Below are 25,311 nucleotides of genomic sequence, written 5' to 3' on the forward strand. Positions count from 1 at the left end.
GCAGAAGCGACGGCCTCGATTGAGGTCCGCGGTGATGGCGGCGGTCGGCCACCTGGTGCGGCGCCGTCGGTGCGGCGTCGGGATGGGCGGGCGGGGCGGGCGGAGCAAGGCCGACCGGCCGTAGAGGGCGGGTGGGCGGGTTTGCTGCCGCGGTCGCCGGGCGCCGAAGCCCGAGGTGGAGCGGGTGGGGTTTCAAATGGTTTTGAAGGCTTCACCGTAGTCCGGTAACCCAACAGGCCCGCGACCTCGACAGCGGCACCGCACCCCGGCTGGGGCTGGCCTGTTGTTGGGTGGCCGTGGCGGCGCCGGCGCGCACCTGTTGGGTGGACCCAAATCCCGCCGTGACGGGGCCGAGGGGCTAGCGGTGCAGCAGCCGCAGCGGGTCATCCTCGCCGGTCGGTGGACCGGGGTTGAGGATGCCTGGTTGGCCGTGTCGGCTCGGCAGCTCGGCCAGCGGCAGCCGATGCCGGCCGTTGCCGGCCACCCGCCACACCGGGCCGGCCGGGTTCGGCCCGGCTTGCGGGCAGCTGGTGGCGATGGTGAGGGTCGGCTCGCAGGCCTCGGCCAGCCGCCGGTGCAGGTGCTGTTCGCGGGCCCGGCTCGGCAGCATGAACAGCAGCGGATACTGTGGTCCGCCTTCGGCTTGCAGCAGGCGGTGGGCGGCGAGTCGGCCGACCAGCCGGCTGAGCGGCTCGGTGCCGCGGTCGAGTTCGAGATGGAATCCGACGGTGCGGTCCCTGGATCGCCAGATGCCGTGTCCGTCCGGGCGGATGCGTTGCCCGAACGCGGCCGCGGTGTTCTGCTCGGACCACCAGCGCAGCAGCCCGGTTTCTGGGTGGCCGCGGGCGTGGGCGAGCAGGTCGACGAAGAACTGGTTCGTCGACAGTTGGTGCGCCAGGGTCGGGCTGGCGTAGACGCGGTCCTGCCGGATCCGGACCATCCTGGCCGTGGGTGGGCTGTCGCCGCGGGCGAGGGCGGCCCAGCGGGCGGACAACAGCCCTGGTGTCCAACAGGTGGCGTTGGCCGCACCGGGCTGGTTGCGGATGAACCGGTCGACAAATGTCAGCGTGCGCAGTTGGTGCAGCCGGTGCCGGCAGGTGGTCGGATGCGCGAACAGCACCGCGGTCAGCTGATCGGTGGTGAGCGTGGTGTGTTCGTCCAGCAGCGCGGCGATGGTGTAGTCGCGCGGCCGGAGCCGGTGTGAGATGTCGATCAGGGACCGTGGGGCAGGACCGTACCCGGTGATCGTGCCGAGCACGAGGCGTCCTCCCCGTGCGGGGGTTCCCCGGTGGGAACCAGTCGGAGTTGGTCGTTGGCGGACATGATGCCTCCTGAGCTGTGCTGTTGGGTGAATGGGGTCCGGCCAGGCCCCGGCAGTACGGCGCCGGGGCCTGGCCGGGCCGGTGGCCGACCCGGTGACCGGGTCTACGCCGGCCGGCGGGGGTTGCTGCGTGCGGCGTCGGCCTGTTGCTGCCAGCGGCTGAACCGGCGGCCGGCCTGGATGGCTTGGAAGGCCGCGATGCGGTTGGCCGGGATGCCGACCAGCGGCGGTCCGAGGACAGCGAGCAGATCTGAGGCGTGCTGGGAGTTCCAGCCGGCCTCGGCGATGGCCTGCTCGTCGGCGAACACGTCGGCGACCCGGTCAACCGTCGGGTCGAGCAGGTGGTCCTGGCGGCCGCCGTAGGAGTACACCCAGCGAAGGTTCGCCGGCGGGTCGGGCTCGACGAGGGCCCGGAACCGGCGCACTTCCTTGGTGTAGGTGTAGAAGTTCACCCCCGGGCTGGCCCGGCAGATCCGCAGCCACGCCAGCAGGTAGGCGTCGGAGAAGAAGTCGCCGGAGTCGTGGATGCGCACCCAGCCGCCGCGCCGCCGCGGCGCGCAAACCTCGGCGCGCATGGCCTGCTCCCAGCCGGCCGGGTCGTCCAGCACGAACATCAAGTTGGCGTGGTGTTTGCGCCGCACGGCCGGCCACCGGTAGGTGCCGGTGCGGGCGTAGCACACCTGGGCGCAGATGCCCGCCGATGGGCAGGTGTTGAAGGTGCGGCCGTCCGGCAGCCGGCCGGCCCAGGCCGGCAGGGTCCAGTTCCAGACCCCGATGGTTTTCATCCGCCGGTTCTGGGTCAGCAGGTTTCGGGGGCGTAGTGCACCGCACTGCGGTGCCGACGTTGCGCTCATGCGTGTCCTCCTTCAGTGGGGCAACAGGGGTTAGTGCCGGCCACCACCGGTGGCCGGGTCAACGGGCAGACAGGCGACTGTGGGCGCCCCGGCGGTCACCGCGGCGTCCGGTCGCGTCGGTCGAGGTGCGCGCCCGCGCGTTACTGCTCGGCGTCGTTGCCTGGCCCGGGTTCGCGTCCGGTGTCCTGTGTGGACGCTTCGACGCCGGCGAGCCGGGCGATGGCGGCCGGCTTGACGTTGCGGCCGTTGGCGGCGGCGGCCTGCCGGACGGCGGTGGCCGCACCGACCACCGGCCTTGTCGGGTTGGTGCGTAAGGTGAAGGCGGCGCTTTCCCGGCCGTCGACGACCAGTCGGCAGGCTGCCCGGAACGCGTCCATGTGGCTCAGGTCGTGCTCGTCCAGCTCCGGCAGGGTGTGCCGGGCCAGCTGGTGGGCGTCCTCGGGGGCGCAGGAGAAGAAGATCTTGTTGCGGGCGTTGGCGGAGATGGCCAATTGGGTCTCGCGGGGCATCTGGGCCAGGTTCTGGTGGGCCAGTACCAGCCCGAACCGGTAGCCGCGGGCCTCGGCGAGCATGTCGCCGACGCTGCCGGGCAGGTTCAGGAAGTTGTGTGCCTCGTCGACATACACGCAGGCGTCGCGGCGCTGGTCTTCGGGCAGCCGGGCCCGGGCGGTGGCCGCCTGCCAGGCCGAGGCCAGCACGAATGAGCCCATCAGCCGGGTGGTTTCCTCGCCGATCTGACCTTTGGGCAGCCGGGCCAGCAGGATGCCGCCGTCCAGGATGTCGGCCATGTCGAAGCTGGACTTCGCGGCGCCGAAGGTGCGTCGCGGGAACGGGCGTAGCAGCACCGACCGCAGCCGGGACAGCAGCGGCGCGATCACCTGTGAGCGTTGCGGGATCGGTGCGCTCTCATACCACTCCCAGAACCCCAGCAGGCCTTCCGGGTCGTCAAGGTCGGCGGTGAACTGGTGCCGGAACCGGCGGTCTTGCAGCAGCGACGGGATCAACGTCATGGTGGCGTTGGCTTTGCGCAGCAGGGTCAGGCAGGTGACCCGGAGCATGTCGTCCATCCGCGGTCCCCAGTGCTTGGCGAAGATTTTCCCGAAGATGCTGACCACGTTGTCGGTGGCGAGGTTGTGGTCGTCCCCGGCCAGCGGGTTGAGGGTGGTGCCGTCCGGCTGGTCGGGGTCGAGCAGCACCAGCCGCCTGGCCAGCCGGGCGGGGATCCGGTCAAGCAGGTCGACGACCAGGTCACCTTTGGGGTCGATGACGATGGTGCCGCGGCGGGCGTGGATGTCGTCCAGGATCATGTTGAGCAGCAGGGTGCTCTTGCCGCTGCCGGTGGAGCCGACCACGTGCAGGTGCTGACGGGCGTCGGGCACCTTCACCGCCACCGAGTGGCCGCCCAGTTCGGCCCGGCCCAACACCTTGGTGTCCCGGCCGCCGACAGCGACGGCGACCGGCGCGGGCATGGGCTTGGCGCGGGCCCGGTCCAGGCCGGGCACGGCCAGGTCCTGCGGCAGGGCGGCGATGCTGGCCAGTTCGGCGGTGGTGAGCAGGAATCCGCGGTGAAGGACCCGGTCGGCGATGGCCCGGGCCGGGTGGCGCAGCATGATGCGGCGCAGCCGGTTACGGCCGGTCCAGGCGCCGAACGCGGCGACGAACCCGCTGGCCAGGGCACCGAGCCGCCGTTGGCGTTGTGCGGTGTCCTCGCGGCGGCGGCCGGTGTACGCGACCGCGTAGCGGATGGCGATCTGCCAGTGCGGCCCGTCCAGACTTTGCAGACTGGCGCGGGCGTCCCGCTCCCGCTGCGGATCGGCATACAGCGGCCGGCTGCTGTGCGGTGGACTGCCGCGGCCAGGGCTGAACACCTGCAACCCGAGCCGCAGTGCACCGGCCAGCCAGGCGGCCGGGTCGAACAGGTCCCGTGCCGGTGCGCCACCGGGCCGCAACGACGCCACCCCACGCCGCAGCAGCCGCACCTGCCGGCTGGTGGCCGGCCGGGCCAGCAGCTGCAGGCAGGCTGAATCGTCGGCGTGCAGGTTCGACGCGGCGGCGATCAGCGTGCGCAGCGGGTCGCCGTCGTGGTCGATGTGCAGCCGGTACCAGACCGGCAGGGTGGGGGCCAGGCATCCACCGACCGCGTCCGCGTCCAGCGGCAACGGCGCGGTGGCCCGCTCGACCGTGCACGAGGCGCCCGGCCAGGCGCCGCGGATGGCGGCCTGGACCGGGCCGAGCGGCACGCTGCTGGGGATCCACACCGCGATGGCCAGTTGCCGTCCGGTCCACCGGTACTCCAGTGCGGTTTGCCGGCGGCCGGCAAGCAGCCGTCGCCGCAGTCCGGTGCGCAGGATCTGCGCCATGGTGGCCCAGAACACGCCGCTGCCGGCCGGGTCGACCTGCGGCGGTGGAGTGATCGTCAACAGGGTGGCGTTGCGGTTCGTGGCCGCCCGGCGACGCCGCACGCGACGGTGATAGGCCAGGCAGATACCGGTCACGGCAGCGGCTGCGATGACCGCGGCCGCCGTCGCCAGCCACGGATGGTGGCAAATCCAGGAGCCGACGCCGGTGGCGGCCTCGACCAGCCACTGCGAAGGCTGCGGCAGCCCGGTGGGCGGCGTCGGCTTCGGCGAAGGTCCATAGTAGACGGTGGTCGTGTGCACGGCGCAACCTTCCTGAAAGGAAACAAACACGGGATGGCCGCCGGTGACGGCGGATGTCTGGGCCGCTGGGATGGATTTCTCGATGGACCGTTCGTCGAGATCAGCGGGACAGCAGGAACGTGACGACGACGAACCCGGCGTTGGGAGACCGGTACCTGCTGGGCGTCGGTGGGTGCTGGATACGTTGACTCGACGCTGGCCGACAACCGCAGCGTGTTGTCCGCGTCCATCCGCTTCCTGGGGCCTTTGTTGTGGACCGCCAGCACTTCGCACGCAGGTCGCTTACCTGCGCATCAGCGCAAGAAGTCAGGGAGCGCTATTCACCACTCGGCTATCCCAGGTTCGGGAGATCTCCAGCCCGCTGACGGTGTGTCGTAGCTCGGAGAAATTCGGTGAGGCGTCCGCGCCGGCCGGGTGTCGAGGATTTCCAGTTGACCAGGTGGGGGACGGCACGCTCGACCGCGGCCCGTGTGCTGTTGATGGCCCCGGCGCACGATCCGGGACACCGTCGACGTGAGCAGCCGAACAGCTCGCCTGCTGCGGCCTGGGAGTCGTTACGGCGGATCAGGAACAGGGTCAGCACCACTGCCGGGTGAAGCCCCAGCACCGGGCGCCGTCCCTTGACCGGCTGCCACACCCGCCCAACAGGCCGAACACTGCGGTCACCAGCTCGGCGACTTGGTCGCCGCGTAGCCCGGTCATAGCCGGACAGCGCCGCGGCCGCTCTTCACGATTCCTTGGTCTACAAAGTCAAGGGTGATCTACCGCCGCGCGGCCGACGTCACCTGTAGTGACACCCGTTCGCCTAACCGCAATGGACGGCCAGGCGTTCTGACCAGCGGCGCTCAATCGGTGACGGCGGTTTGACAACGTCATCGCTTATCCTGAGCGGCCATGCGATCGATTGCCAGTCGGATGGCCGCCGCCACGGGGAGCCGCACTCGTCCTCGGCATCGTCTCCGCCCCCGTCCGAGCCCATGACGACGAGGTCGACGTGCGACGCCGACGGGCAGCCGCGGCCCGTCGGGATAGGCGGCGGCTGGAAGTGTTGGTCAGGCCGTTTCTGCCAGGGCGGGTTCGTCGGCCGGGCGGTAGGTAGCGGTGAGGACGTATGCCGCGGTGTAGAGGGTGATCGCGGTCAGTGCGGTGGGATATCCCTCGGTGAAGTCCAGCAGCGGAAAGCTCGCTGGCATGTACTGGGTGCAGGGTTGGTCGCCGGTGATGCAGAGATTCGGATCGGGTGGCAGGGAACCGATCGGGATGTGGACGGGGTCCAGGACGCTGGCCGGGTACCACAACGGTGCGTAGCTGGCGTCGAGGCCGAGGCTGGACGCGTTCGGGGCGACGACGAGCGTGACCGCCGACCAGCAGGCGGCGACGGCACCGGCGCCGCCGACCAGGACAGCGACGCGTGGGGATCGGCCGGATGCGACGGCGAGCGCGGCGGCCAGCACCAGCGCCCATAGCAGGGTGGCGGTGGGCCGGCGCCAGGCGTCGCTGAGGTACCACACCAGTGATGGGCTGGCCAGGGCGGCGGCGGAAGCGGGCAGCAGGGCTGCGGCCACGATCGACCAGGGCCGCAGCAGCGGCGACGACCAGCCCGCGACCGCGGCGAGCAGCACGAGCGGCACGGTCAGCAGCAGCGCGATGAACGGAGTCATGTAGAGGCTGAGTACGACGCAGGCGGCCGGGGCTGCGACCAGAAGCGCGGCATGGCGCAGGATTGCGCCGGTGGACGTGTCCACATCCAGGAACGGCTGCCGCGGACCCAGGTGTGGGCGGGTGGCGGCGAGGCTGGCGGCGAACCTCAGCATCCGGACGCGCCGCCGCTGCGAGGCGAGTTCGTGCAGTTCGGCCGCCCACTCGACGCCCATCTCGTCGCGCAGGTGCGCCGGCCACCGCCGCACCGCCAGGGCTAGTAGTAGCCGGACGAGATGCCGTATCACCACGCGGGCCTCGGGCGGGGCGCGTCGGCCGGCCGGTGGACAGTGGTGGTGGCCCTCAAGTCGGCCAGTGCCTGCTGCGCCTGCTGGATGCCCTCGGCGGTGAGGCGGTAGTAGCGCCGGGCCGGGCGTGCGGCGGCGACCGGATCCAACCGTTCCCACTCGGCGGTAACCCAGCCCGCATCCTGCATCCGACGCAGAAGCGGATACAGCGTGCCGCTGGGCAGGCCGGTCACCGTCATGAGGTCGAGCCCGTATCGAAACCGGTCGGGCTCCTCCAGGAGGGCGGACAGCACCTTGACAACAGCGATCGTGACCCGCACGGCGGAAGACTATCGGTTTCCTACATAGGGGTCAACCTTCATCGGGACCCTCCGAATATGGGCGAAGTTGAGGCTGGACCGGTGCGCCGCATAGCCTTCCCGGGATCGAACAGCTGCGAGACCTTGCCATCCGACTGGTGATGAAGGAGCCAGTCGGCGATGACCTGCCGATGGCGGCCGCTCATGCCCTCACCCGAGGCGTCGACTCCCCGACCTTGCGTGAGCTCGCCGGCCTGCCGAAGTGACAGCCGTGGGATGCCGTCGACCTGTTCCGGCCGGCAAGCACATCCAGCTTGCCCGTTACGCGCACGGGCACTGATGCGCGCGTACGCCGCCGATGGTGCGCGGTCTGCTGATCGGTCTGTCTGGATCGGTGGCTGCTGATGGCGGCGTTGCCGGATCTTTCGCGGAGTATCCGGTGTGGGGTTAGGTGATGATGAACTGGGTCTGGGCGGCCGGCGAGAACAGATCGACCGCGTTGAAGGCGCGGACCGACAGCGTGTGGAAGCCCATCCCGGTCGGGGTGCGCAGCCGCGCGCTGGTGCCGCCGACCCGGGCGACGACCGAACCGTCCACGGACACCTCGTAGCCGGCGACCGGCGCCTCGGAGTAGGGAATCCGGGTCGAGGCCTGCCAGCTGAGCGTCAGTGCTTCCGCGGTGAGGCCGCTGACCTGCAGGCTGGACGGTGCCGAGGGTGCCGCGGTGGCGCTCCACTGGGTGCCGAGCCCCACGAAGTCGAACGGCGAGACGTTGCCGGCCGCGTCGATCGCCCGGACGCCGAACTCGTACAGCTTCGGCGGGAGGGCGTTGGTGGTCGAGTAGACGTACGAGGTCTCGGCGACGGTCCGCAGCTTCGTGCCGCTCTCGAAGAGTTCGTAGCCGACCACGCCGCGGTCGTCGGTGGACGCGTCCCAGACGAGGGTCACGCCGGGGTTCCAGACGATGTGCATGTTGTCCGGCGCGGTGGGGGTTGGAGGTCCGACCCGGCCGGCAGCCCGTCGCAGCGCTCGCCGTTGACCGTGCAGTCGATCGGATCGCCGGTCCCGGAGGCGACGAATCCGAATGAGACCGCGCCGCCCGCAGGCAGGGTGCTGTTCCAGGGGTAGTTGCGGAAGGTGTAGCAGTCGCCGATCTGGGTGAGCTGGATGTTCCAACCGTTGAGGATCCGGGTCCCGGACGGCAGGCAGAACCGCACCACCCAACCGTTCATCGGGCTATCGGTGTGGTTGTGGACGGTGAACTCCCCGACGTATCCGCCGGACCACTGCGTGGACTTGGTGAAGTGGCCCGCGGACGCCTGGGCGGGAGCAGCGATGATGAGGATGGTTGCGGCGACGAGGACGCCGGCCACCGCGGTACGGAGCAGGAGCCGCATATAGATAATCTTAATTGGTGGATCAGTGTGCTGTCGGGACAGATGACCAGAGATGACCATCAATAGTCGGAACGTTACTTGTAGACCCCTGTGCGCCACCGGGCACAACCCCCACTCGCCGACGATATATTTACAGATATCAAACTCTGGGGGTTGCGAATGACCGTTAGCATCCTGCGCCGACGACCACTCACCGCCGTCGTCGCCGCGCTCTCCACCGTGCTCATGGTGCTGGCCCTGACCGGCCGCCCCGCCCGGGCCGACACTCCACTGTCGACGCCGGGCACCCCGGTCGCCGGCACTGTCACGACGACGAGCGCCTCCTTCGCCTGGACGCCGTCGAACGGCCCGATCGCCACGTACACGATCGAGGTGACCCCCATCTACGCCTCTCTCCCGGAGAGGCTCCTTACCAGCACGACGCCCTACTACACCCATACCGGCTTGAGCCCGGACACCGCCTACCAGTACCGGGTTTGGGCCAACCCGCAGCCCGGCTCGGGCTACACCATGAGCAATCCGTCCGGGTACCTGACGGTCCGCACCCAACCGGTGCCCGACAGCGTGCCGCCGACCGCGCCCGGCGGCGCTTACGTATCCAACGTCGGCACCGTCTCCGCGACCGTCGTGGTGCTCTACCCGTCGACGGACAACCACCGAGTGGCCGGATACGCGATCCAGCGTCAGGTCGACGGCGGGTGGACCGACGTCGCCACGAACGACATCACCTCGGTGTACCTGCGCGAACTGACGCCGGATACCAGCTACACGGTCGCCGTGGTCGCCTTCGACGCCAACGGCAACCGGTCGCCGCGGTCGGCGCCGCTGACGTTCGCCACTGCCAAGCCCGAGCCGTACCCCACGTGCAAGGTCCAGATCAGCGGCTGGGGACAGTACATCACCGTCTACGTGACCATCCGGAACTTCACGCTCGACACCGTGCTGAACAACTGGCGGCTCGCCTTCACCCTGCCGACCGGGTACACCGTGGACTCGACGTTCAGCATGACCGTCAGCCGCAGCGGAGAGCAGGCGACCGGCACCCCCGCATCGTGGAACACCCGAATCCTGCCCGGCGGAGGCACGACCGTCGGCTTCAACAGCACTCGCCCGGCCGGCGCCCCGCTGCCGAGCGGGTTCGCCATCACAAGCCCAGACCTGAGCCCCATGCCCTGCACCAGCTAATCCCGCGCGGGCGCCCCTCCGGGAAAGGCACCCGGCCGCGGCCGGGTGCCTTTCGTTTCCGAACGGCCTCGCCGAGTGACCTGGGGCATGCGGGCTCGGAGTACCTGGCCGAGCCTCTTTCATTTAAGTCGCCAATCTGTTCCTACTTTCCGACGTCTGTCCGAGTACGACATCCGGCGTCCCCTGACGGTGACCGGGACCAACCTTCTCGGTCTGGTCAAACACATGGCGACCTGGAGGCCAGGTACCTCGGTGAGATCTTCGACCGCCCGTTTCCCGAGCCGCTGCCCCGCTGGCAGGACGCGGACGGTGGCGACCTGTGGGTGACTCGGGACGAGACTCGCGAACAGATCGTCGGCTTCTACCGGCGCGCGTGGGAGCATGCGGACGCCACGATCACCGAGCTTCCCATTGACGCCTTGGGCCACGTGCCGTGGTGGCCGCGGCCCGACGTGAAACTGTTCACCGTGATGGTCCACGTTCTGCAGGACACCACCCGGCACGCTGGACACGCTGACATCCTGCGTGAGCAGCTCGACGGCCGGACCGGGGTGATGGCTGAGTACGAGGAGCAGATCGACACGGCGGCCCGCGCGACACACTGGGCAAAGATCGAGCGGGCTGCGCAGGCAGCGGCCGGCGACGCGGGCCATGCCGGTCTATCTGCGACACGCGGCGCAGTCGAGACTGAGCCTTGATCGGTCTGACCTCGCGGCTGCCGTGGTTGATCTCTAGGCCCTTTTGGGGCGACGTCCCTGGACCTTGAGTGCTTGCCCAAGCCCGCGGGCTCGAGGCAGTTCGGTGCGTCCACGACGTCACCGGCGGCCCTGGCTGGCTGATCGGCATGCTCGCGGTCACCGGCCTGCGCCTGCAAACCGCCGTCGACCAACCCGCGACGACGGACGCAAGTGCGGGCAAAACTCGCGGAGATTGATCACCGGTCGAACCGATCAATGGACTCAAACTCACGGGTCGCTGGTGTCGCAACTCGCGAGCAGAGCCACCCGGTCGGCCGCTGGCCGACGAGTGTTGTCCCCTGGGGGTTGAGGTTCACGCGCCGACGACCTTGTGGAAAAGCAGTAGGGCGCCGCACGCGGCCCCGCCTCCGTACAAGGCTGCCAGTGGCGCCGAGGGTTCTGCCAGGTACGACAGGCCGCCGGACAGAAGTCCCACGACTAGCGCGAGCAGCAGCACGATCGCTGTGCGGACGCTTAGCAGCGGGCCTGGTGCGAACGGTGCCACGTCGGAACCTCCAAGGTTGGGGAAGCGAACATCGGCTCCTACGTCGCTGGCGGGCAGTGACCCCACGACATGAACCTGGGCGGGCCCGACACCAAACTTCACAGAAATCTGCCGCACGCGTGGGGTCCTGCCCGGACGGCAACCTAGGAGTCGAACGAACCTCGCCAGTTTGGCGGCGGCGTTGGCTCCTGCTAACAAGTCCGGAAGGTGGCACCGTGGGCCCTGGCGGCGACGAAGAGGCGGGTGAGGTGCCCGCCGTCACACGCCCTGCCGCCCTGCCCCCGCTGTTTCGAGCCGCCGTCCGGGCTGACCAACCGGTGCTCCAGCGGGATCTGTTATCGGCCACTGCCCGGGTGTTCACCCTGGATACCCTGGGGCCGGAGGACAACGTGGAGCGCCGGGAAGCCGATCAAACCCTCATCGCCGCACTCGCGCTCGATGATTTCGCCGGCCCTCGCTATGAGCGGTTCGAGGACGAGCTCGCCCGCTACGGCATATCCGTATTGTGCGGGTGGATGCGCTCGGGCCACATCTTCCAGCGCACCGCAGCGTGCGGGTTTGCCCTCCATCCGACTGACCATGAACTGGATGAGCTCTACCGGGAGGACACCACGCGGAAGGCACTGGCGACCATGACCGTTGCGTTGACCCTCCCCGACTTCCGCACCCGGGCCCTTGTCAGCGGCGGGTGGCGTGTCGACGGCGGCGCGTCCCTGACCACCTACTTCATACGCGCTTGCCTCTATGTGTTCCCCAACGAGTACCGCAGCTGGCGTAACCAGCGGGAGAACTGGAAGCGACAGGACAGACTCGACCCGGCCCTGACCACACCAGGCGCCGATCATGCCCCGGATCCGGCCACGATGACGCTCGCGGTGAACCGTGTCCGCGACCACCTCGCTGGTCTGCCATCACCCACACGAGAGTTGATCGCGCTTCACCTGGACGGCTACACCCACGCAGAGATCGCCGAGTTGCTTGGTGAACGGTCGGCGCGGGCCGTCGAGGGGAAACTGCACCGCTGGCGCATCGAGCAAAAGCGCCGATCCCAGGATGGAGGTGGGCTCGGTGAATGAACGGGACGAGGAATTCGAGCGGCTCCTGGGGGCGTCCTCGCTCGGTATGCCCGCAGCCCGGCAGCTGCGCGACCGCACACCCGCACATCAGGCGCGCCTCGTACGCCTGATCAACGAACTACGGCAGCAGGTCGATGACGCGCCAACCCCGGCACAGCGCAACGCGGCGATCCTCAAGCTGGACCGCATGTTCACCGCCCTGGGGTGGGACGCCCTTGCCCACCAGGCCAGGCAAGAGACACTCCCGTTGCCCCGGTCAGCGGGCCCACGCGTGAAAGCACGGCGAACAGCCGGCCTTCCGGGCCAGCCTGCACGCAGCCCCATGGCAACGCTGGAGAGGCAGTATGCGACCCCCGCCGGCGGACCGAGCCACGGCGGGACCTCACCCTCGAAACAATGCTGGTCGCGACCCCGGCCGCGGTACAGAAGTCCCGCCTCGCTGGCCATGACAAGCACCGCATCGCCACCGTCTGCGAAAACCGCCCGCAGGCGCTGGCGGAGATCGCTGCCATTACCCGCCTTCCGCTGGGCGTGGCCCGCGTGCTTGTCAGCGACATGGCGGCGGAAGGCCTCCTGACCCGGCGCAACGACCCTGAGGGCGTCAGCCGCGAGGCACACAAGGCTATGGCGGAGCGTGTGCTCACTGGACTCAGACAGGGCAGCGAGCCCGGGGCGAGCCCGAATCCGCAGATCAGGGCTGCCAAGATTGTGATCGCTGGAGGCAACGGCGTCGGCAAGACGTCCCTCATCGCTGCCGTCTCTCAGCACACCCCATTGACTGCCGAGGCGGTCATAGCCCCGGCAGGCATTGGCGACGATGCGGCCGCAGCGGCGGGCAAGGACACCACCACCGTCGCCTTGGACCTCGGCCGCATTACTGTGGCCGACGACCTCATGCTTTACCTGTTCGGCACCCCTGAGCAAGCGGGGCTCTGGGTTGTGTGGGACGACCTCATCCGCGGCGCGGTGGGTGCCGTGGTGCTGGTCGACCTCCGCCGGATCGCCGACGCGTTCGCCGCACTGGACTACTTCGAGATCCGGCAGTTGCCATTCCTCGTGGCGCTGAATGAGTTCGAAGGCGCGCCGCGGTACGAACTAAAGGATGTCCGCGAGGCACTCGCGATCGACGCGAACGTTCCGCTGGTTACCTGCGATGCACGCGACCGCAGCTCGGCCGTACGCACCCTGGCCAGCGTCGTTGACCACGCCCTCTCGGCGCGCGGCGCACAGAACCCGACGGCCGCCAAGCAAGCGTGATCCACCCGGCCGGTCACCTACCGCTATGACGGCAGCGTCGAGCCGCCCTTGTAGTCCGGTCACGTCACCGCGACCGGCCGATCGTGATCGGTCGCCAAGCGCTACGTAGCGACGCCTCGACCGCGCGGCCGGGAGCATCCGTTGATCAGCCTCGACGCCGGTAGGTTGATGAGCAGCGGCGTGGCCGTTCATTCGCAAAACACGGCCACGCCACCCAAACGCACTAATCTGCCGAGTTCGGTGCTCTTGTCTGTGACGCAGAGCCGTCGAGTTGCGCTGTGGCTAACTCGCAAGGCTGGGATAGCGTCAATCTACGCCCGACATGGAGATCTCGGAGCGCGACAGTTACAAGCAGTGCGTAGTGCGCAGGCCTCGGACCTATTTCCTGGTGCCATCATGGCTCCGGTATTCCTATCACTCGATCTCGTGCTGAAATCATCAGACAGAATGCGGAAATTCGTTTCCGAAGCCATTACCGCCACAGTCGGCCGCCAGCCTGGTCGGCGTCCGGGCGGCTCTGGTCTTGGCGAGGGGTCAATACGCCCGAATGCTCCGCCCAACATTGGGTTCACGGTTAACTAGGGGATGACGTTGGGAGAGGGCGCGTCCGAACCAAAGCCACGGCGGTTCGGGGATCGCTGTTGTCACGTCCGTTCGTTACAGCCTGACCCGCACCAAACGCGTCGACGGCGACCTGGATGGTAGTGTCTCGGCCGCGCAGCGCAATCACCGTGGCGGTCATGGCCGACCGCCACGGTGATGTACCGGATAAACGTGTCGGAGTCGCGCACGGCTGGTTGACGTCACGTCCGTGAGCCGAACGATGATGTACCGGATAACGGTTCACTATCCGATCGTATAGGTTTGACCGCTTCCTGCGCGCCGGTCAGAACAGCGATGCGATCGCCAAGATCGTTCCCGCGTTCTCGGCTACCTTCGCCGCAACTCTTGCCTCGAACCGCCACCCCTGCAGCGGAACGAGGCGGGTGACCCTGCCAGCGAGCTGAAGACTGGGGTCGAAGTAGTGGTGCCAGTTCACCGTACGGTCGCTGTCACCGAACGCGGTCCCGTTGACACCGCATGAGTGCTGCTCCGTTGCGGCGATGTATTCGTCCTCCGGACCTACAGCGATGATGACCGCGGTGCCGATGTACCCGCCGAACCAGGTGAAGGACGCAGTTCGGGTACAGGCGGCGATCATATTGTTGTCGTACAGATCGGCGGACGTCCACATGTGGTGATTGGCACCCAGATCCTTGTGGATCAGACCGCCGGTGCTCGCGATGATTCCCATCACCCCTCCTGGCTTATTACTGACGGGTGGACTCGGGCATGTCACTAGGAGCGCCGTCGGCAAACAGCCCTCGGATTATTGCGTCGGGCAGGAAGGCGACACTTTCCCGGTCGAAGCCATGGGACAAGGCCAGCTCCCGTGGATCGAGGACCCGCTGCAGCCGGCCACCCTCCATCTGGAACACCCCGGATTCCGACTCGACGATGGCCCCCTCCTGCAGGCTCGGGGAGGTAGTGTGGAAGGCAACGATGGGCCCAAGGGGATGCCTTCCATCTCGTCGTTGTCGACGATCAACAGACTCGAGGGTGACAGCCCTCGTTCCTGCATCGTCCACGCGTCGGGCACCCAGCGACGCTTCCCGTTCTCCACGACGTACACCTCGTGGCTTAATCGGTCAGTAATAAGGGTTCCGTTAGTGGACATTCAATTGGCTCCTCTCTTGATACTTATTAAGCGGGCAACGGCTTGCGGAACAGGGGTGCCACCAGGCCGAGGGCTGTTGTCGCCAGCACCACCGCTGCAGCAGCGACTGCAGCGGAGTACCAGGCGAGCTCACTAAAGGGCGAGTCCGGTAGGGCGAAGGCCCAGGTCGCGAAGGCGATCGTGCTGAAGGTCATCTCGACCAGCGGCCAGCTGTTCGGCTTCAGCGGGGGGCTCCCGTCGCTCGCCCGCACACGCGCCGCATAAAGCAACCAGACGACGACGGGAGAAGCGACGAGCATGACCCAGAACGCCACCCACCGGAGTGCGCTCGGAGGGGAATCGGCCGAGATCGCGGCGACGATGGCCGTATACATCACAATGACCTCGGTGGGGATGTACGTGACGATCCTGTCGATCGCCGAGGTCACTGAGTTCATACCGACTGGCTGCGAGCCGGCTCCCACGCGGCGGCCATAAGCCACTTTCGACATCGACATTGCGCTCATGCTTTCTCCCTTTCTGTTCTCCGGCATCGTTCCTGGAGGTGCCACTGTGTTTGCCAAGCTTGAGCGGCGCATGGCGCATGAACCTTTCGGGCATCTTGAATCCGCAGCCCGGACCCGCTAGGACGGACTTGTACGGCGCAGCTGACTCGTGGTTGCCGGAAGGCGGTCGTGATGCCAGTGGAGTTCTGCGTGCTCGGCGGCGTTCAGGCGCACCTCGACGGCCACCCCATCGATCTGGGCCACGCCCGGCAGTGGTGTGTGCTGTCCGCGTTGCTGGTCGACGCCAACCATCCGGTGTCGGTCGACCATCTGATCGAGCGGGCGTGGGGCAGCCACACGCCACAGCGGGTGCGCTCCGCCTTGTACACCTACGTGTCCCGGCTTCGCCAGGCGTTGACCGCCGTTCCTGATGTCGATATCACTAGGGCGCCTGCGGGCGGCTACGTCCTTCGCATCGAGCCCCTCGTCGTTGACCTGCACCGGTTCCAGTACCTGACCAGGCGGGCTCGCACGGCCAACGACACCGATGCCCTTGAGCTCTTGGAACAGGCGCTGGATCTGTGGCAGGGCGAAGCGTTCGCCAGCCTCGACACCCCATGGCTGACCACGGTTCGCGGCGCCTTTGAGCGGCAGCGGATGGCCGCCGAACTGGACCGTAACGACCTTGCCCTCCGTTGCGGACTCCACGATCGACTCTTACCGGACCTGTCTGCCGCAGCCGCCGCCCATCCACTCGATGAACGGCTTGCCGGTCAGTTGATGCTCGCCTTCTACCACTGTGGCCGCCAAGCCGACGCCCTCGCCCAATATGAACAGACGCGGCGACTGCTAGCCGAGGAACTTGGTGCCGATCCCAGCCTCGCGCTACGCCGCGTCCACCAAAAGATCCTCACTAACGACCGGACCGTCGACGCAACCGTGGCCATCACGAGCGGCACCGGCAGCGCAACGGCGGCGCGGGGGCGCGACGTCGCCCGTTCGGGCACGGCGGCACCCGCCGACCGCCGCCCGGGTCGCCGCATTCCGGCGCAGTTACCAGCGGATGTGCGCGCCTTCACCGGGCGGGACCAGGAACTGTCCCAACTCGACGATGTACTTGAGGCTGTCAGAGCGAGCGGCGCTGCCCATGGCGGCGCGGCGCCGGCGGTGCTGATCTCGACGGTGTCCGGCACGGCCGGGGTTGGCAAGACCAGCCTGGCGGTGCACTGGGCACACCGGGCACGAGACGCCTTCCCTGACGGGCAATTGTTTGTCAACCTACGCGGCTATGACTCCCAAGCGCCGCTGTCACCGTCCCGCGCGCTGGCCGGGTTCCTGGACGCGCTAGGGATCGCGGGCGCAGACATTCCGTCAGACGTTGACGACCGCGCGGCGCTCTACCGCACCGCGCTGGCCGGACGGCGGATGCTGGTGATGCTGGACAACGCGGGAAGTGTCGAGCAGATCCGGCCGCTGTTACCGGGTACGCCGACCTGCCTAGTGCTCGTAACGAGCCGGGACTCGCTGGCCGGCCTGGTTGCCCTGCACGGTGCCCAGCGGCTGGACCTCGACCTGCTACCGCCGGACAAGGCCGTAGAGCTGCTGCGACAGCTGATCGGAGCACGGGCCGATGCCGAACCGGCCGCCGTCGGTGTTCTGGCTCGCCAATGTGCACGGCTGCCCTTGGCGCTTAGGGTGGCGGCCGAGCTCGCCGCCAGTCGCCCTGCTACCACCCTCGCCACGCTCGTCGCCGAGCTAACCGATCTGCGACAACGGCTGGACCTACTCGACGGCGGCGGCGACCCACGGGCCGCAGTGCGTGTGGTGTTCTCCTGGTCGTACCGACACCTATCTGCGGACACCGCGCAGGCCTTTCGATCATTGGGCCTTCACCCAGGCGTCGACGTCGACAGCGCCGCTGTTGCGGCGCTAACCGGCAGCAGCGTCCAACGGGCACAGCGGCTCCTGGTCGCCCTGGACCGGGCCCATCTGAAGGAATCCGTCGGCAACGGCCGGCACAGCATGCACGACCTGCTGGGCGCCTACGCCGCCGAACGCGCCGCCGCCGACGACTCGGCCGCCGATCGACGAACAGCCCTCACCCGGCTGTTCGACCACTACCTGGCTACCGCCATGGCCGCAATGGACATCTTGCAGCCCAGCCGCGAAAACTACGTCGCTCACCTCTCCCGTCCGGCGGGCCGGACACCACTACCGCTGCGTGGCCCGGTCGAGGCCCGCTCCTGGCTGGACCAGGAACGCGCCAACCTGGTCGCTGCCTGTACCTACACGGCTCGCCACGGATGGGAGCAACACACCGTCGCAATCGCCGCCACCCTGTGGGATTATCTGAGGCCTGCTGGGCACTACACCGACGCGGTCACCATCTACACCGATGCCCGCAACGCGGCCCGCCACAGCGGCGACGCCGAAGGGGAGGCGTTCGCGCTAACGGTAATCGGCTACGTTCACCGACAACGAGCCGAGTGGAGCCAATCAATCGACTGCTTCCGGCAGGCACTGTCTCTGTCGCACCGTCTCCACGACACAAACGGCGAAGCCATCGCGATCATCGGCATCGGCATCGCCCTCATGCTGAAAGGCGAGTTCGCACCAGCAGCCAGCCATCTGAAACAAGCCTTGACCATCTTCACGGGGACCAGCGACTACGCAGGCCAGGTCGAAACGCTTTCCTACCTCGGCAGTCTCTACGCACGGCAAGGACGGTTGCAACAGAGCCACGAGCACCTCCTAGCTGCTCTCACTATCTGCCGACGGACGGGAGATCAAGTTGCCGAAGCATTCGTCCTACACGCCCTCGGAATGCTCTTCAATCGGCAAGGAGCGCTCGAACAAGCCACCGGCCATCTCCAACAATCCCTAACCCTGTTCAAACAGACCGGGCACGCCACCGGCGAAGTCATGGCCCTCACCGGCCTCGGCCTCGCCCATATCTTGTGCGGACGGCTGGACCAAGCCGACACCTGTCTCAACCACGCGTTGACTACGTGCAGGCAAATGGGCTACCGCTCCGAGGAGCTACGGGTCCTGCACTACCTCGAGATCCTCTCCTCTCCAGCCGTACAGTCACCCGACGCCGATACGATCTTGTCGTATCCGTGGTCGCTATCCGCAAACACGATCCCGGAGCAAGGCACCTGAGGCGGCCGGGATCACATCCACTGGCCCTCGGTATCCAATTCATCCCGAATGTCGACGCAGCCAAACTATCGGGGCAAACTGACGAGTACCGCGTTGACGCACCGCTTTTGTCGTTAGGCCGCTGCACAAGCGCAACACCGACACCCTACGTCGGAAGCGGCTCGCTCCAAGATCGGCTTACTCTTCTGCCGCCGGTCGCGCGCGGCTTCGGTGGCGCGCTGATGGCGAGCGTATCTTGATCTTGGAGTCCGGATCTGCCGCGATCCGGTGCGTCAGTGCCGCTCCAGTCGGTGACGGAACGTAGGCGCCACACGCTGGTTGGCCCTGACAGTGCCCCCACGGAGTCGCAACGGATCGTTACTGGGATCCGCCCTGTTCGCCAGCAAGCCCAGTCGGCAGAGCCGTCACTCGTTCGGTGCGCAGGGAGACAGAGTTCAGTGGCATACGGACAGACTTCGTTGGCAACGGACAGCGGACCACCTCAGCCTCGGCCGGCAATCACTTCGGCGTCGGGAACTCAGGGGTCCGACAAAGCGCAGACACCCTCACCGACCCCCAGGTTCCGGGCCTACCCCTCCGGCATGTCCGCGAATTCCAGGCCGGTGACGCAGAGGCGGTGCTCGGCGGGGGAGGCGACGGCGTGGAAGCTGACCCGCTGGGTGCCGGACAGCAGCAGCCCTTCGCCACGCTCTGCCCGCAGCAGGGTGTGGGCCTCGCCGGCGGTCAGGGCGAACGCGTCGGTGACCTCGTCGATGGCCTGCGGTGCTTGGCGGAGCAGGATCTGGGTAGCGGCGTTAGCGACGACAACCTGACCCAGCCGGGAGCTGAGCAGGTCACCAACATCCTGGGTGATCACACTGAGCCCGGTGTTGCGTTTGCGGGCGCTCTTGGCCAGCCGGGACAGGAACGTGGCGCCGTCACTGTCGCGCAGCAACGTCCACGCCTCGTCGACACACACCAGCCGGCGCGGCGGATTTGTCGACCCGGCGGCCGGCACGTCGACGTCTCGCCAGATCGCGTCCAACGCCAGCAGCATGCCTGGCGGGCGTAGCTCGTCGGGCAGCTGCCGGGTCGACCAGACCACCAGTTGCCCGTCCGGCACAGTGGTGGTGGGGCCGTCGAACAGGTCTTTGAACGAGCCGGTCGTCCACGGCGTGAGCCGGGCGGCCAGCATCTGGGCCGCCTCGGTGTGCTGCCGCGCCAGTTGGTCGGCGACGTCGCGCAGCAGGGGTGCCTGCCGTCGCCACGTCGCCGGGTCGTTGCTGATGCCCGCCTCGTGGTAGGCGCCGGTGATTGCCTTGTCCAGCGCGGCGCGTTCGGCTGGTGGCGGCTGCTGGCCCAGCAGCACAGCGGTCAGGGTATGCAGGAACAGGGCCCGGTAGGTCAGCGCCTGCGGGCGGTGGTCGCCGGGCGGGATATCGAGCGGGTTGAGGCGGACGCCGTCCGCGCCGAGGGCGATGCTGACGCCGCCGACCGCCTCGGCCAGCCGCCGGTATTCGTTGTCCGGGTCGACCACCGCGACGTGCACGCCGTCGGCCAGCGACCGCAGGATCTCGAGTTTGACGAAGTAGGACTTGCCCGCCCCGGACCGGGCCAGCACGACGCTGTTGGCGTTGTGTTGACTCCACCGGTCCCACCAGACGATGCCGTTGGAGTCGGGGTTGAGCCCGTACAGCGTTCCACCGGCCGGTGGGCTCTGCCCGGGCAGCGTTGCCGGCAGGTCAGCCGAGGCCAGCGGGAACGCGGTGGCCAGGGCGTCGGTGTCCATCACCCGTCGCATTCCCAACCCGTCGGCGGCCAGCGGCAGGGTGGACAGCCAGCCCTGCAGCTGCCGCCAGGTGGCCGGCTGGGTGTCCAGCAGCACCGACGCGGCGGTGGCCCGCACGTGCGCGACCTGCTCTAGCAGGTCATCCACGGTGGCGGCGTGTACGCACAGGTACAGCCCGACCCGGAACAGCCGGGACTGGCCGCGGGCGACCCGGTCGGCCAGATCGGCGGCGTCGTCGGCGGCCGCGTCGGTGACCGGGTCACCGAGCCGGCCATGTTCGGCGTCGGTGCGCCGGTTGGACTCCAATCGGGCCCGCTGGCGCCGCAACCGGGCCGCCGCCACCGGCGCCGGAACCGGGTCGATGTAGACGACCACGTCGAGCCGGCCCGGCCAGGACAGCAGCGGGTCCAGCCAGGCCGCGCCGACTTGCGCCGGGTAGCCGGTGACGATGAGGGCGGCGGCGTAGCCGTCACCGACTTTGACGTGCCGCGCGGTCACCTCGACCGACGCCGGGCCGACCGTCGAGGCGAGCCCCGCCGGGCCTGTGCTGGTGTCCCGTTTGCGGGGCAGCAGGGGCAGTATCATGGGAGCTCTCCGGGTCCGGTGATGGCCTCGTCGGGGCGCGCCCGCGGCCAGGTGACGTCGGTGGGGATGTAGGGGTCGACCGCGCAGGTCAGCACCGCCGCGGCACGGCCGCCGTCCAGCACCCTCGTCTGCGCGCCGAGGGCGGCCAGCGCGGTGGCGGTGTGCTCGGCGCGGCGTAGCACCTCGGTGCCGCCGCCGTGGTCGCGGTCGGCGGTGACCGCGATGGTGACCGTCCGGCACAGCGGATCGGTCCGGGCCGCCAACTCGTCCAGGAAGGCCGCGTAGTCCAAAGCCGCTTCGGCCAAGGCCGGGATAGGCATCGACTGGGCGGTCTCGGCGATCCGTTGGGCGTGGCTTGCCAGGTCCACCCGTTGGGTGGAAATGACGATCTGCACCGGAGCGGTCAGGCTGTTGAGCCAGCGCCCGTACCCGCCGATCAGCGCGTGCTGCTCGGCGCTGGTGCGCAACCCGATATTGACGGTGCTGCAGGCCACCAACGCCACCGCCCGGGCGCCGACCTCGATGACCCCGGCTTGGCTGATCGCCTGCGCCGGCAGCCGTAACGCCGCCACCCGCACGGGCGGTGTGGCCGGCGGCGCCCACCCCGGGACCGGCTGCCCACTACCGGCCGACGCGGGGACCAGCCGCTTCGGGCCGTGAATGTGCCGCAGCGCCGACAGCAGCCACATCTGCATCGCCAGCCCGTCACGCCGGCCCAGCGCCAGGACCGCCGTCGCCCCGGCTAGCGGAATGACGACCGCGACCAGCAGCGGCGCCGGCAGCAGATGGCCGACGGCTTGGTAGAGTCCGTAGCCGGCCGCGGCCGCGACGGCGAGAATGGCCATCTGCGGGGCCGTCAACCCGTAGATCACCTTGTCCGGGGTGTCGACGTCAGCGGGGATCCGGGCCTGCGGCGGGTCCTCGTTTTCAGACCGCATCGCAGCCTCCGTGGATGCGCCGGCGGGCCTTGAGCGCGCGGGTGTAAAGGTCGACGCCGTCGGCGAGCTCGTCGACCGTGTACGGGTAGATGGGGCGGCCGGTCGGCCAGGCGAACCCGACGACCGCCTGCGCACCCTGATGGCGGACCGTCATCGCGTCCGGCGAACACGCCGTGAGCCGGTCGCTGATCATGGCGTGGCCTTGCGGGATGAGGCGGCGCGGTTGCGCGCCACCTGGGTGTAGAGGTCGACACCGGCCCGTAGCTGCTGCGCCGTGTACGGGCGCACCACCCGCCCGCTCGGATAGGCCACGCCCACGCGGCCCGGCCCGGCACCGGAAGGCGGCGGCAGGGGCAGCGAACCCGACGGCCGCGGCGCACGCCGGCCGGTGGTGCCGGACTGCGACCGCGACGAGACCGGCCTGACCGGCCAGGACCGGGTCGCCCCGGCCGTTCCTGCCGCCCCCGGCCCGGACCGGGCACCCGGATGGGCGGAGCGCCGGCGGCCGGACATACGCCGGGTCAACTGCTGCACGACCATCACCCGCAGGATCATGCCCAGCGGGTTCGAGCCGCCGCCCCTGGTCACATACCGGCGCATCAGCGTCGGAATCTTGACCACAGCCCACAGTAGACAGAGCACGACGAACAGGTTCATCACCGCACCGGGATCACCGGGCAGGCCCAGCGTCGGCAGGTTGGCCTGCGGACTGAGGAAGATCGTGAGCGTCGTGTCCAAGGCGACCGCCTGCGCCACGACCGTGCCGAGCGCGGCCAGCAGAGTGCGCCACCACAGTTTCGCCGCACCCTCGGTTTGTGGCGTGCCGTGCAACGCCAGCGCGATCGGTGCGAGACCGGCGGCCACGATGAGCACCCCGATCCGCACGATCCACTGCACGATCAGGGCACCGGACAGCACCGCGATCAGCAGGCCGACCGCCAACAGCAGCACCGCCGCCGGCGCCGTCACATCCTGCACATCCAAAGCCGTGGTGGTCGTGGACCGCAGGTGCTGCATCGATTCCGGAGCCGTGATGTCCTGACCGGTCAACGCGGCGGTCACCGCGTTCGCCAACCCAATCAACGCCGACACCAACGGCACGGCGAAGTTGGCGCCGATGAGGCCGACCACCAGCCGCGGAACCAGCTCGCCCGGACCGTACGTGGTGTGGATCGTGCCCCGGCCAATGACCAGCAGCCCTGTCCACAGGAACGCCAGCACGTAGCCGGCATTGACAATTCCCAGCGACGTGTCGGCGAAATGCTGCACCTGCGGCAAGGCGGTCACATCCGGGCTGACGAACACGGTGCCAGACAACAGGTCCCACAACGCGTTCACCGCGCCCAGCACCGCCGCGGCGAACCAGGACAGCACACCCTCGATGATCTGGTCGACCAGCCAGCCCTTCATCTCAGCCGCCGATCCAGCCCTGGACGATGCCCAGCAGGATCGGCGCCAGGATCGCCAGGGCGTAGCCGAGCAGTGCGTTCTTGAAGGCCGCGTTGGACTTCTCGATCTCGCTGGGGTCACCGCCGGCGGCCATCCGACGCACGCCGCCGATGGTCAGGAACAAGGTGGCGATGCCCACCAACAGGCCGACAATCCACTCGGTGATCTGGTTGATAATCACCGGCAGCGGGTACGCGGCCAGGTGCGGATCGGCTGCGTACGCCGGCGCAGCGACAGAAACCGTCACCAGACAGAACACGGCGGCGGTAGTGATGGTGCGGTAGAGATTGCGGCGGAACATGATCCGGACACCTCCCGCCCTCGGCGCAAAGCCGCGGGCATTCAATCGGGTTGAGGTGCGCCACCGGGATCCGAGGACGGGGCCGCGGAGCACTGCTCCTTCCCGCCGACGATGGTCGAGGTGCGAACACGGCCATCAGGCCGGCCGCGCTCCCGGACCCGGGGCGCCGACACCAGCCGCCTATCGGTCCGGTGTCTTGCCCCCAAATCCCGCTGTTGGGCGGCCAACAACGACGCCGCCGTCGGGCCGGCGGCCAACACCGGCCCAACAGCGGCGCTGTTGGTCGCCAACAGTTCGACCGCAGCGGCGCCGTCGGCCTCTAACGTCCCGCCAACACCGGCGTCGACGGCCAACACCCCAACCCTTGCGCCGGACCGGCCAACACCGGCCCGGTTCGGTGGGCGAGGCCGGCGCAGGGGCACGAAAGCCAGATCCCCGGCGGTGATCGCGGCAGCCAGCTTCCGCTCCGCCCGCGCCCGGCGGCTGCCCACCGTGCTAGGCGGCGCGCCCAGCCGGGCGGCGGCCTGAGCGAGGGTGGTCTCGCCGAGCCGGGTAGCGGCGATCAGGTTCGCCTCGTCAGCGTCGATAACCCCGGCGGCCACCGCCCGGGCCAACACCAACTCCGGGTGATCCCACGGCTGGATCGGCGCCATCGGCTCGGCCACGTCGGCCCGGACCAGGGCAGGGTCGGCCTGCGCGTCCCGCGCCCGACGGGCGGCGCGTAGGCCGGCCCCGATCAGCCGGCCACACACCCGCGGCCCGTCCAGGTCGACGGTTTTGAGCCGGCTGACGAACCCGACAAGCAGCTCGGCGTCCAGATCGGCGGTGTCGCCGCGCCACCCGACGGTCACCTGCCCGGCGGCCGCGCGCAACCCTGGCAGCGCCATACCCACGGCGCAGACCACCCACGCGGGGCCGTCCCGGCGGGCCCGCATCACCAACTGCCGCCACACCGCGTCCCGCACACCGCCGCTGGTCGCCGGTGCGAGCAGCAGCCTGCGCAGCTGCTCCAGCGGCAGAATCCGGTCGGGCAGGCCGTCAAAGCCGCGTCCGTCGAAGGCGATCGGGGCGGGCGGCTGGATCAGCAGGGTAAAGGCGCGTTCCGCCGCGTCCAACGGGGACGTCGGCCAGCCTCGATTAGGCATCGTGACCTCACGGAGGAAGAAAAGCCGGCGACCGCGGTCCCGCGGTGCCCGGCGTCCATCCCCGCACGGCGACCCAACACCTGACCCCACAGCACTGATCGGGGCGCGTCTGTTGGCGCAGGTCCTCGGCGCGCCACCGGCAACAGCCGCCCAGCGCTGCAGCACCACGACTGGTGCCATCCGCGCAGCGCAGCGACGCCGTTGACCAGTGTTGACCGGACCGGTCTGTGGCCGCAGCACCAAGCCCTCACCGTGTCGTGGCCGGGGCTGTGGCCGCCGGGCAGCCAACAGACCTACCGACGCGCTGCTGTTGCCCAACAGCACCCAACGCCCTTGCCCCGCAGCACACGCTCATCCAGCACGCCGGCCGCGGTTGGGTGGCGTTGGGCGGCGGGAGGCTGTTGGCCTCGTTGCCGGCCCCGACTGTTGGGCATTTGGTTGATGCGAACACGGCCAGCAAGGCGCGGGGCCACCCACACGTGACAACCCACTCCACCAGCGATCCACGATCGCCTCAGCACCGG

Annotated in this window: 19 protein-coding genes and 2 pseudogenes; 6 read left to right on the plus strand and 15 right to left on the minus strand. The window is 68.9% G+C overall.

Annotated elements, in window-relative coordinates; translation table 11 throughout:
• Positions 1 to 358: 358 nt before the first annotated feature.
• The 7 genes from Phou_RS30400 to Phou_RS30430 all read right to left on the minus strand — a co-directional run bounded on the left by Phou_RS30400 (position 359) and on the right by Phou_RS30430 (position 8,477).
• Positions 359 to 1,258: a replication-relaxation family protein gene (locus tag Phou_RS30400; RefSeq protein ID WP_173062203.1), complete on the minus strand. Its 900-nt coding sequence runs from the start codon at positions 1,256 to 1,258 to the stop codon at positions 359 to 361.
• Positions 1,259 to 1,425: 167 nt separating this feature from the next.
• Complete coding sequence (locus Phou_RS30405) at positions 1,426 to 2,175, minus strand: GP88 family protein (RefSeq protein ID WP_173062206.1); 750 nt, start codon at positions 2,173 to 2,175, stop codon at positions 1,426 to 1,428.
• 140 nt (positions 2,176 to 2,315) lie between these two features.
• Positions 2,316 to 4,835 (minus strand): type IV secretion system DNA-binding domain-containing protein, encoded by a 2,520-nt coding sequence (locus Phou_RS30410; protein WP_246273967.1) that lies wholly within the window; start codon positions 4,833 to 4,835, stop codon positions 2,316 to 2,318.
• Between the two features lie 1,052 nt (positions 4,836 to 5,887).
• The gene (locus tag Phou_RS30415) at positions 5,888 to 6,784 is read right to left on the minus strand and encodes a hypothetical protein (RefSeq protein ID WP_173062209.1); all 897 of its coding nucleotides are present in this window, start codon (positions 6,782 to 6,784) and stop codon (positions 5,888 to 5,890) included.
• Positions 6,778 to 7,101, minus strand: coding sequence for a PadR family transcriptional regulator (locus Phou_RS30420; protein WP_173062212.1), 324 nt, complete (start codon positions 7,099 to 7,101; stop codon positions 6,778 to 6,780). The genes Phou_RS30415 and Phou_RS30420 overlap by 7 nt, the downstream gene beginning before the upstream one ends.
• Before the next feature lie 426 nt (positions 7,102 to 7,527).
• On the minus strand, positions 7,528 to 8,052 hold the full coding sequence (locus tag Phou_RS30425; RefSeq protein ID WP_173062214.1) for a fibronectin type III domain-containing protein: 525 nt from the start codon (positions 8,050 to 8,052) through the stop codon (positions 7,528 to 7,530).
• On the minus strand, positions 8,025 to 8,477 hold the full coding sequence (locus Phou_RS30430) for a cellulose binding domain-containing protein (RefSeq protein ID WP_173062217.1): 453 nt from the start codon (positions 8,475 to 8,477) through the stop codon (positions 8,025 to 8,027). The genes Phou_RS30425 and Phou_RS30430 overlap by 28 nt, the downstream gene beginning before the upstream one ends.
• Before the next feature lie 159 nt (positions 8,478 to 8,636).
• Between Phou_RS30430 and Phou_RS30435 the strand changes: the two genes are divergently transcribed.
• The 5 genes and pseudogenes from Phou_RS30435 to Phou_RS30455 all read left to right on the plus strand — a co-directional run bounded on the left by Phou_RS30435 (position 8,637) and on the right by Phou_RS30455 (position 13,237).
• The gene (locus Phou_RS30435) at positions 8,637 to 9,662 is read left to right on the plus strand and encodes a fibronectin type III domain-containing protein (RefSeq protein WP_173062220.1); all 1,026 of its coding nucleotides are present in this window, start codon (positions 8,637 to 8,639) and stop codon (positions 9,660 to 9,662) included.
• A 156-nt stretch (positions 9,663 to 9,818) separates the two neighbouring features.
• Positions 9,819 to 10,360: pseudogene (locus Phou_RS30440) on the plus strand (DinB family protein); the annotation flags it as partial.
• A gap of 759 nt (positions 10,361 to 11,119) precedes the next feature.
• On the plus strand, positions 11,120 to 11,980 hold the full coding sequence (locus tag Phou_RS30445) for an RNA polymerase sigma factor (protein WP_173062223.1): 861 nt from the start codon (positions 11,120 to 11,122) through the stop codon (positions 11,978 to 11,980).
• 204 nt (positions 11,981 to 12,184) lie between these two features.
• A pseudogene (locus tag Phou_RS54610) lies at positions 12,185 to 12,625 on the plus strand (DUF742 domain-containing protein); the annotation flags it as partial.
• Positions 12,605 to 13,237, plus strand: coding sequence for a GTP-binding protein (locus Phou_RS30455; protein WP_173064783.1), 633 nt, complete (start codon positions 12,605 to 12,607; stop codon positions 13,235 to 13,237). The pseudogene Phou_RS54610 and the gene Phou_RS30455, both read left to right, overlap by 21 nt.
• Positions 13,238 to 14,123: 886 nt before the next feature.
• On the opposite strand, the gene Phou_RS30460 is transcribed toward Phou_RS30455, so the two are convergent.
• Together Phou_RS30460 and Phou_RS30465 are read right to left on the minus strand one after the other, a co-directional pair.
• Complete coding sequence (locus tag Phou_RS30460) at positions 14,124 to 14,531, minus strand: hypothetical protein (RefSeq protein ID WP_173062226.1); 408 nt, start codon at positions 14,529 to 14,531, stop codon at positions 14,124 to 14,126.
• A 449-nt stretch (positions 14,532 to 14,980) separates the two neighbouring features.
• Positions 14,981 to 15,460, minus strand: a complete 480-nt coding sequence (locus Phou_RS30465) for a hypothetical protein (RefSeq protein WP_173062229.1) — start codon at positions 15,458 to 15,460, stop codon at positions 14,981 to 14,983.
• Positions 15,461 to 15,631: 171 nt separating this feature from the next.
• Between Phou_RS30465 and Phou_RS30470 the strand changes: the two genes are divergently transcribed.
• Positions 15,632 to 18,601 (plus strand): AfsR/SARP family transcriptional regulator, encoded by a 2,970-nt coding sequence (locus tag Phou_RS30470; protein WP_173062232.1) that lies wholly within the window; start codon positions 15,632 to 15,634, stop codon positions 18,599 to 18,601.
• Positions 18,602 to 19,169: 568 nt separating this feature from the next.
• Here Phou_RS30470 and Phou_RS30475 read toward each other — a convergent pair.
• From Phou_RS30475 to Phou_RS30500, 6 genes are read right to left on the minus strand one after another with little or no spacing between them, the layout of a single operon-like run.
• The gene (locus Phou_RS30475) at positions 19,170 to 20,954 is read right to left on the minus strand and encodes a VirB4 family type IV secretion system protein (RefSeq protein WP_173062234.1); all 1,785 of its coding nucleotides are present in this window, start codon (positions 20,952 to 20,954) and stop codon (positions 19,170 to 19,172) included.
• The gene (locus tag Phou_RS30480; RefSeq protein WP_173062237.1) at positions 20,951 to 21,892 is read right to left on the minus strand and encodes a PrgI family protein; all 942 of its coding nucleotides are present in this window, start codon (positions 21,890 to 21,892) and stop codon (positions 20,951 to 20,953) included. The genes Phou_RS30475 and Phou_RS30480 overlap by 4 nt, the downstream gene beginning before the upstream one ends.
• On the minus strand, positions 21,882 to 22,085 hold the full coding sequence (locus Phou_RS30485) for a hypothetical protein (RefSeq protein WP_173062240.1): 204 nt from the start codon (positions 22,083 to 22,085) through the stop codon (positions 21,882 to 21,884). Before Phou_RS30485 ends, Phou_RS30480 begins: the two co-directional genes overlap by 11 nt.
• Positions 22,082 to 23,302: a conjugal transfer protein TrbL family protein gene (locus Phou_RS30490; RefSeq protein WP_173062243.1), complete on the minus strand. Its 1,221-nt coding sequence runs from the start codon at positions 23,300 to 23,302 to the stop codon at positions 22,082 to 22,084. The genes Phou_RS30485 and Phou_RS30490 overlap by 4 nt, the downstream gene beginning before the upstream one ends.
• Position 23,303: 1 nt before the next feature.
• On the minus strand, positions 23,304 to 23,642 hold the full coding sequence (locus Phou_RS30495) for a pilin (RefSeq protein ID WP_173062245.1): 339 nt from the start codon (positions 23,640 to 23,642) through the stop codon (positions 23,304 to 23,306).
• A gap of 41 nt (positions 23,643 to 23,683) precedes the next feature.
• Positions 23,684 to 24,955, minus strand: a complete 1,272-nt coding sequence (locus tag Phou_RS30500; protein WP_218579271.1) for a hypothetical protein — start codon at positions 24,953 to 24,955, stop codon at positions 23,684 to 23,686.
• Between the last annotated feature and the right edge of the window lie 356 nt (positions 24,956 to 25,311).

The sequence above is a fragment of the Phytohabitans houttuyneae genome (genome assembly GCF_011764425.1).
Lineage (GTDB): Bacteria > Actinomycetota > Actinomycetes > Mycobacteriales > Micromonosporaceae > Phytohabitans > Phytohabitans houttuyneae.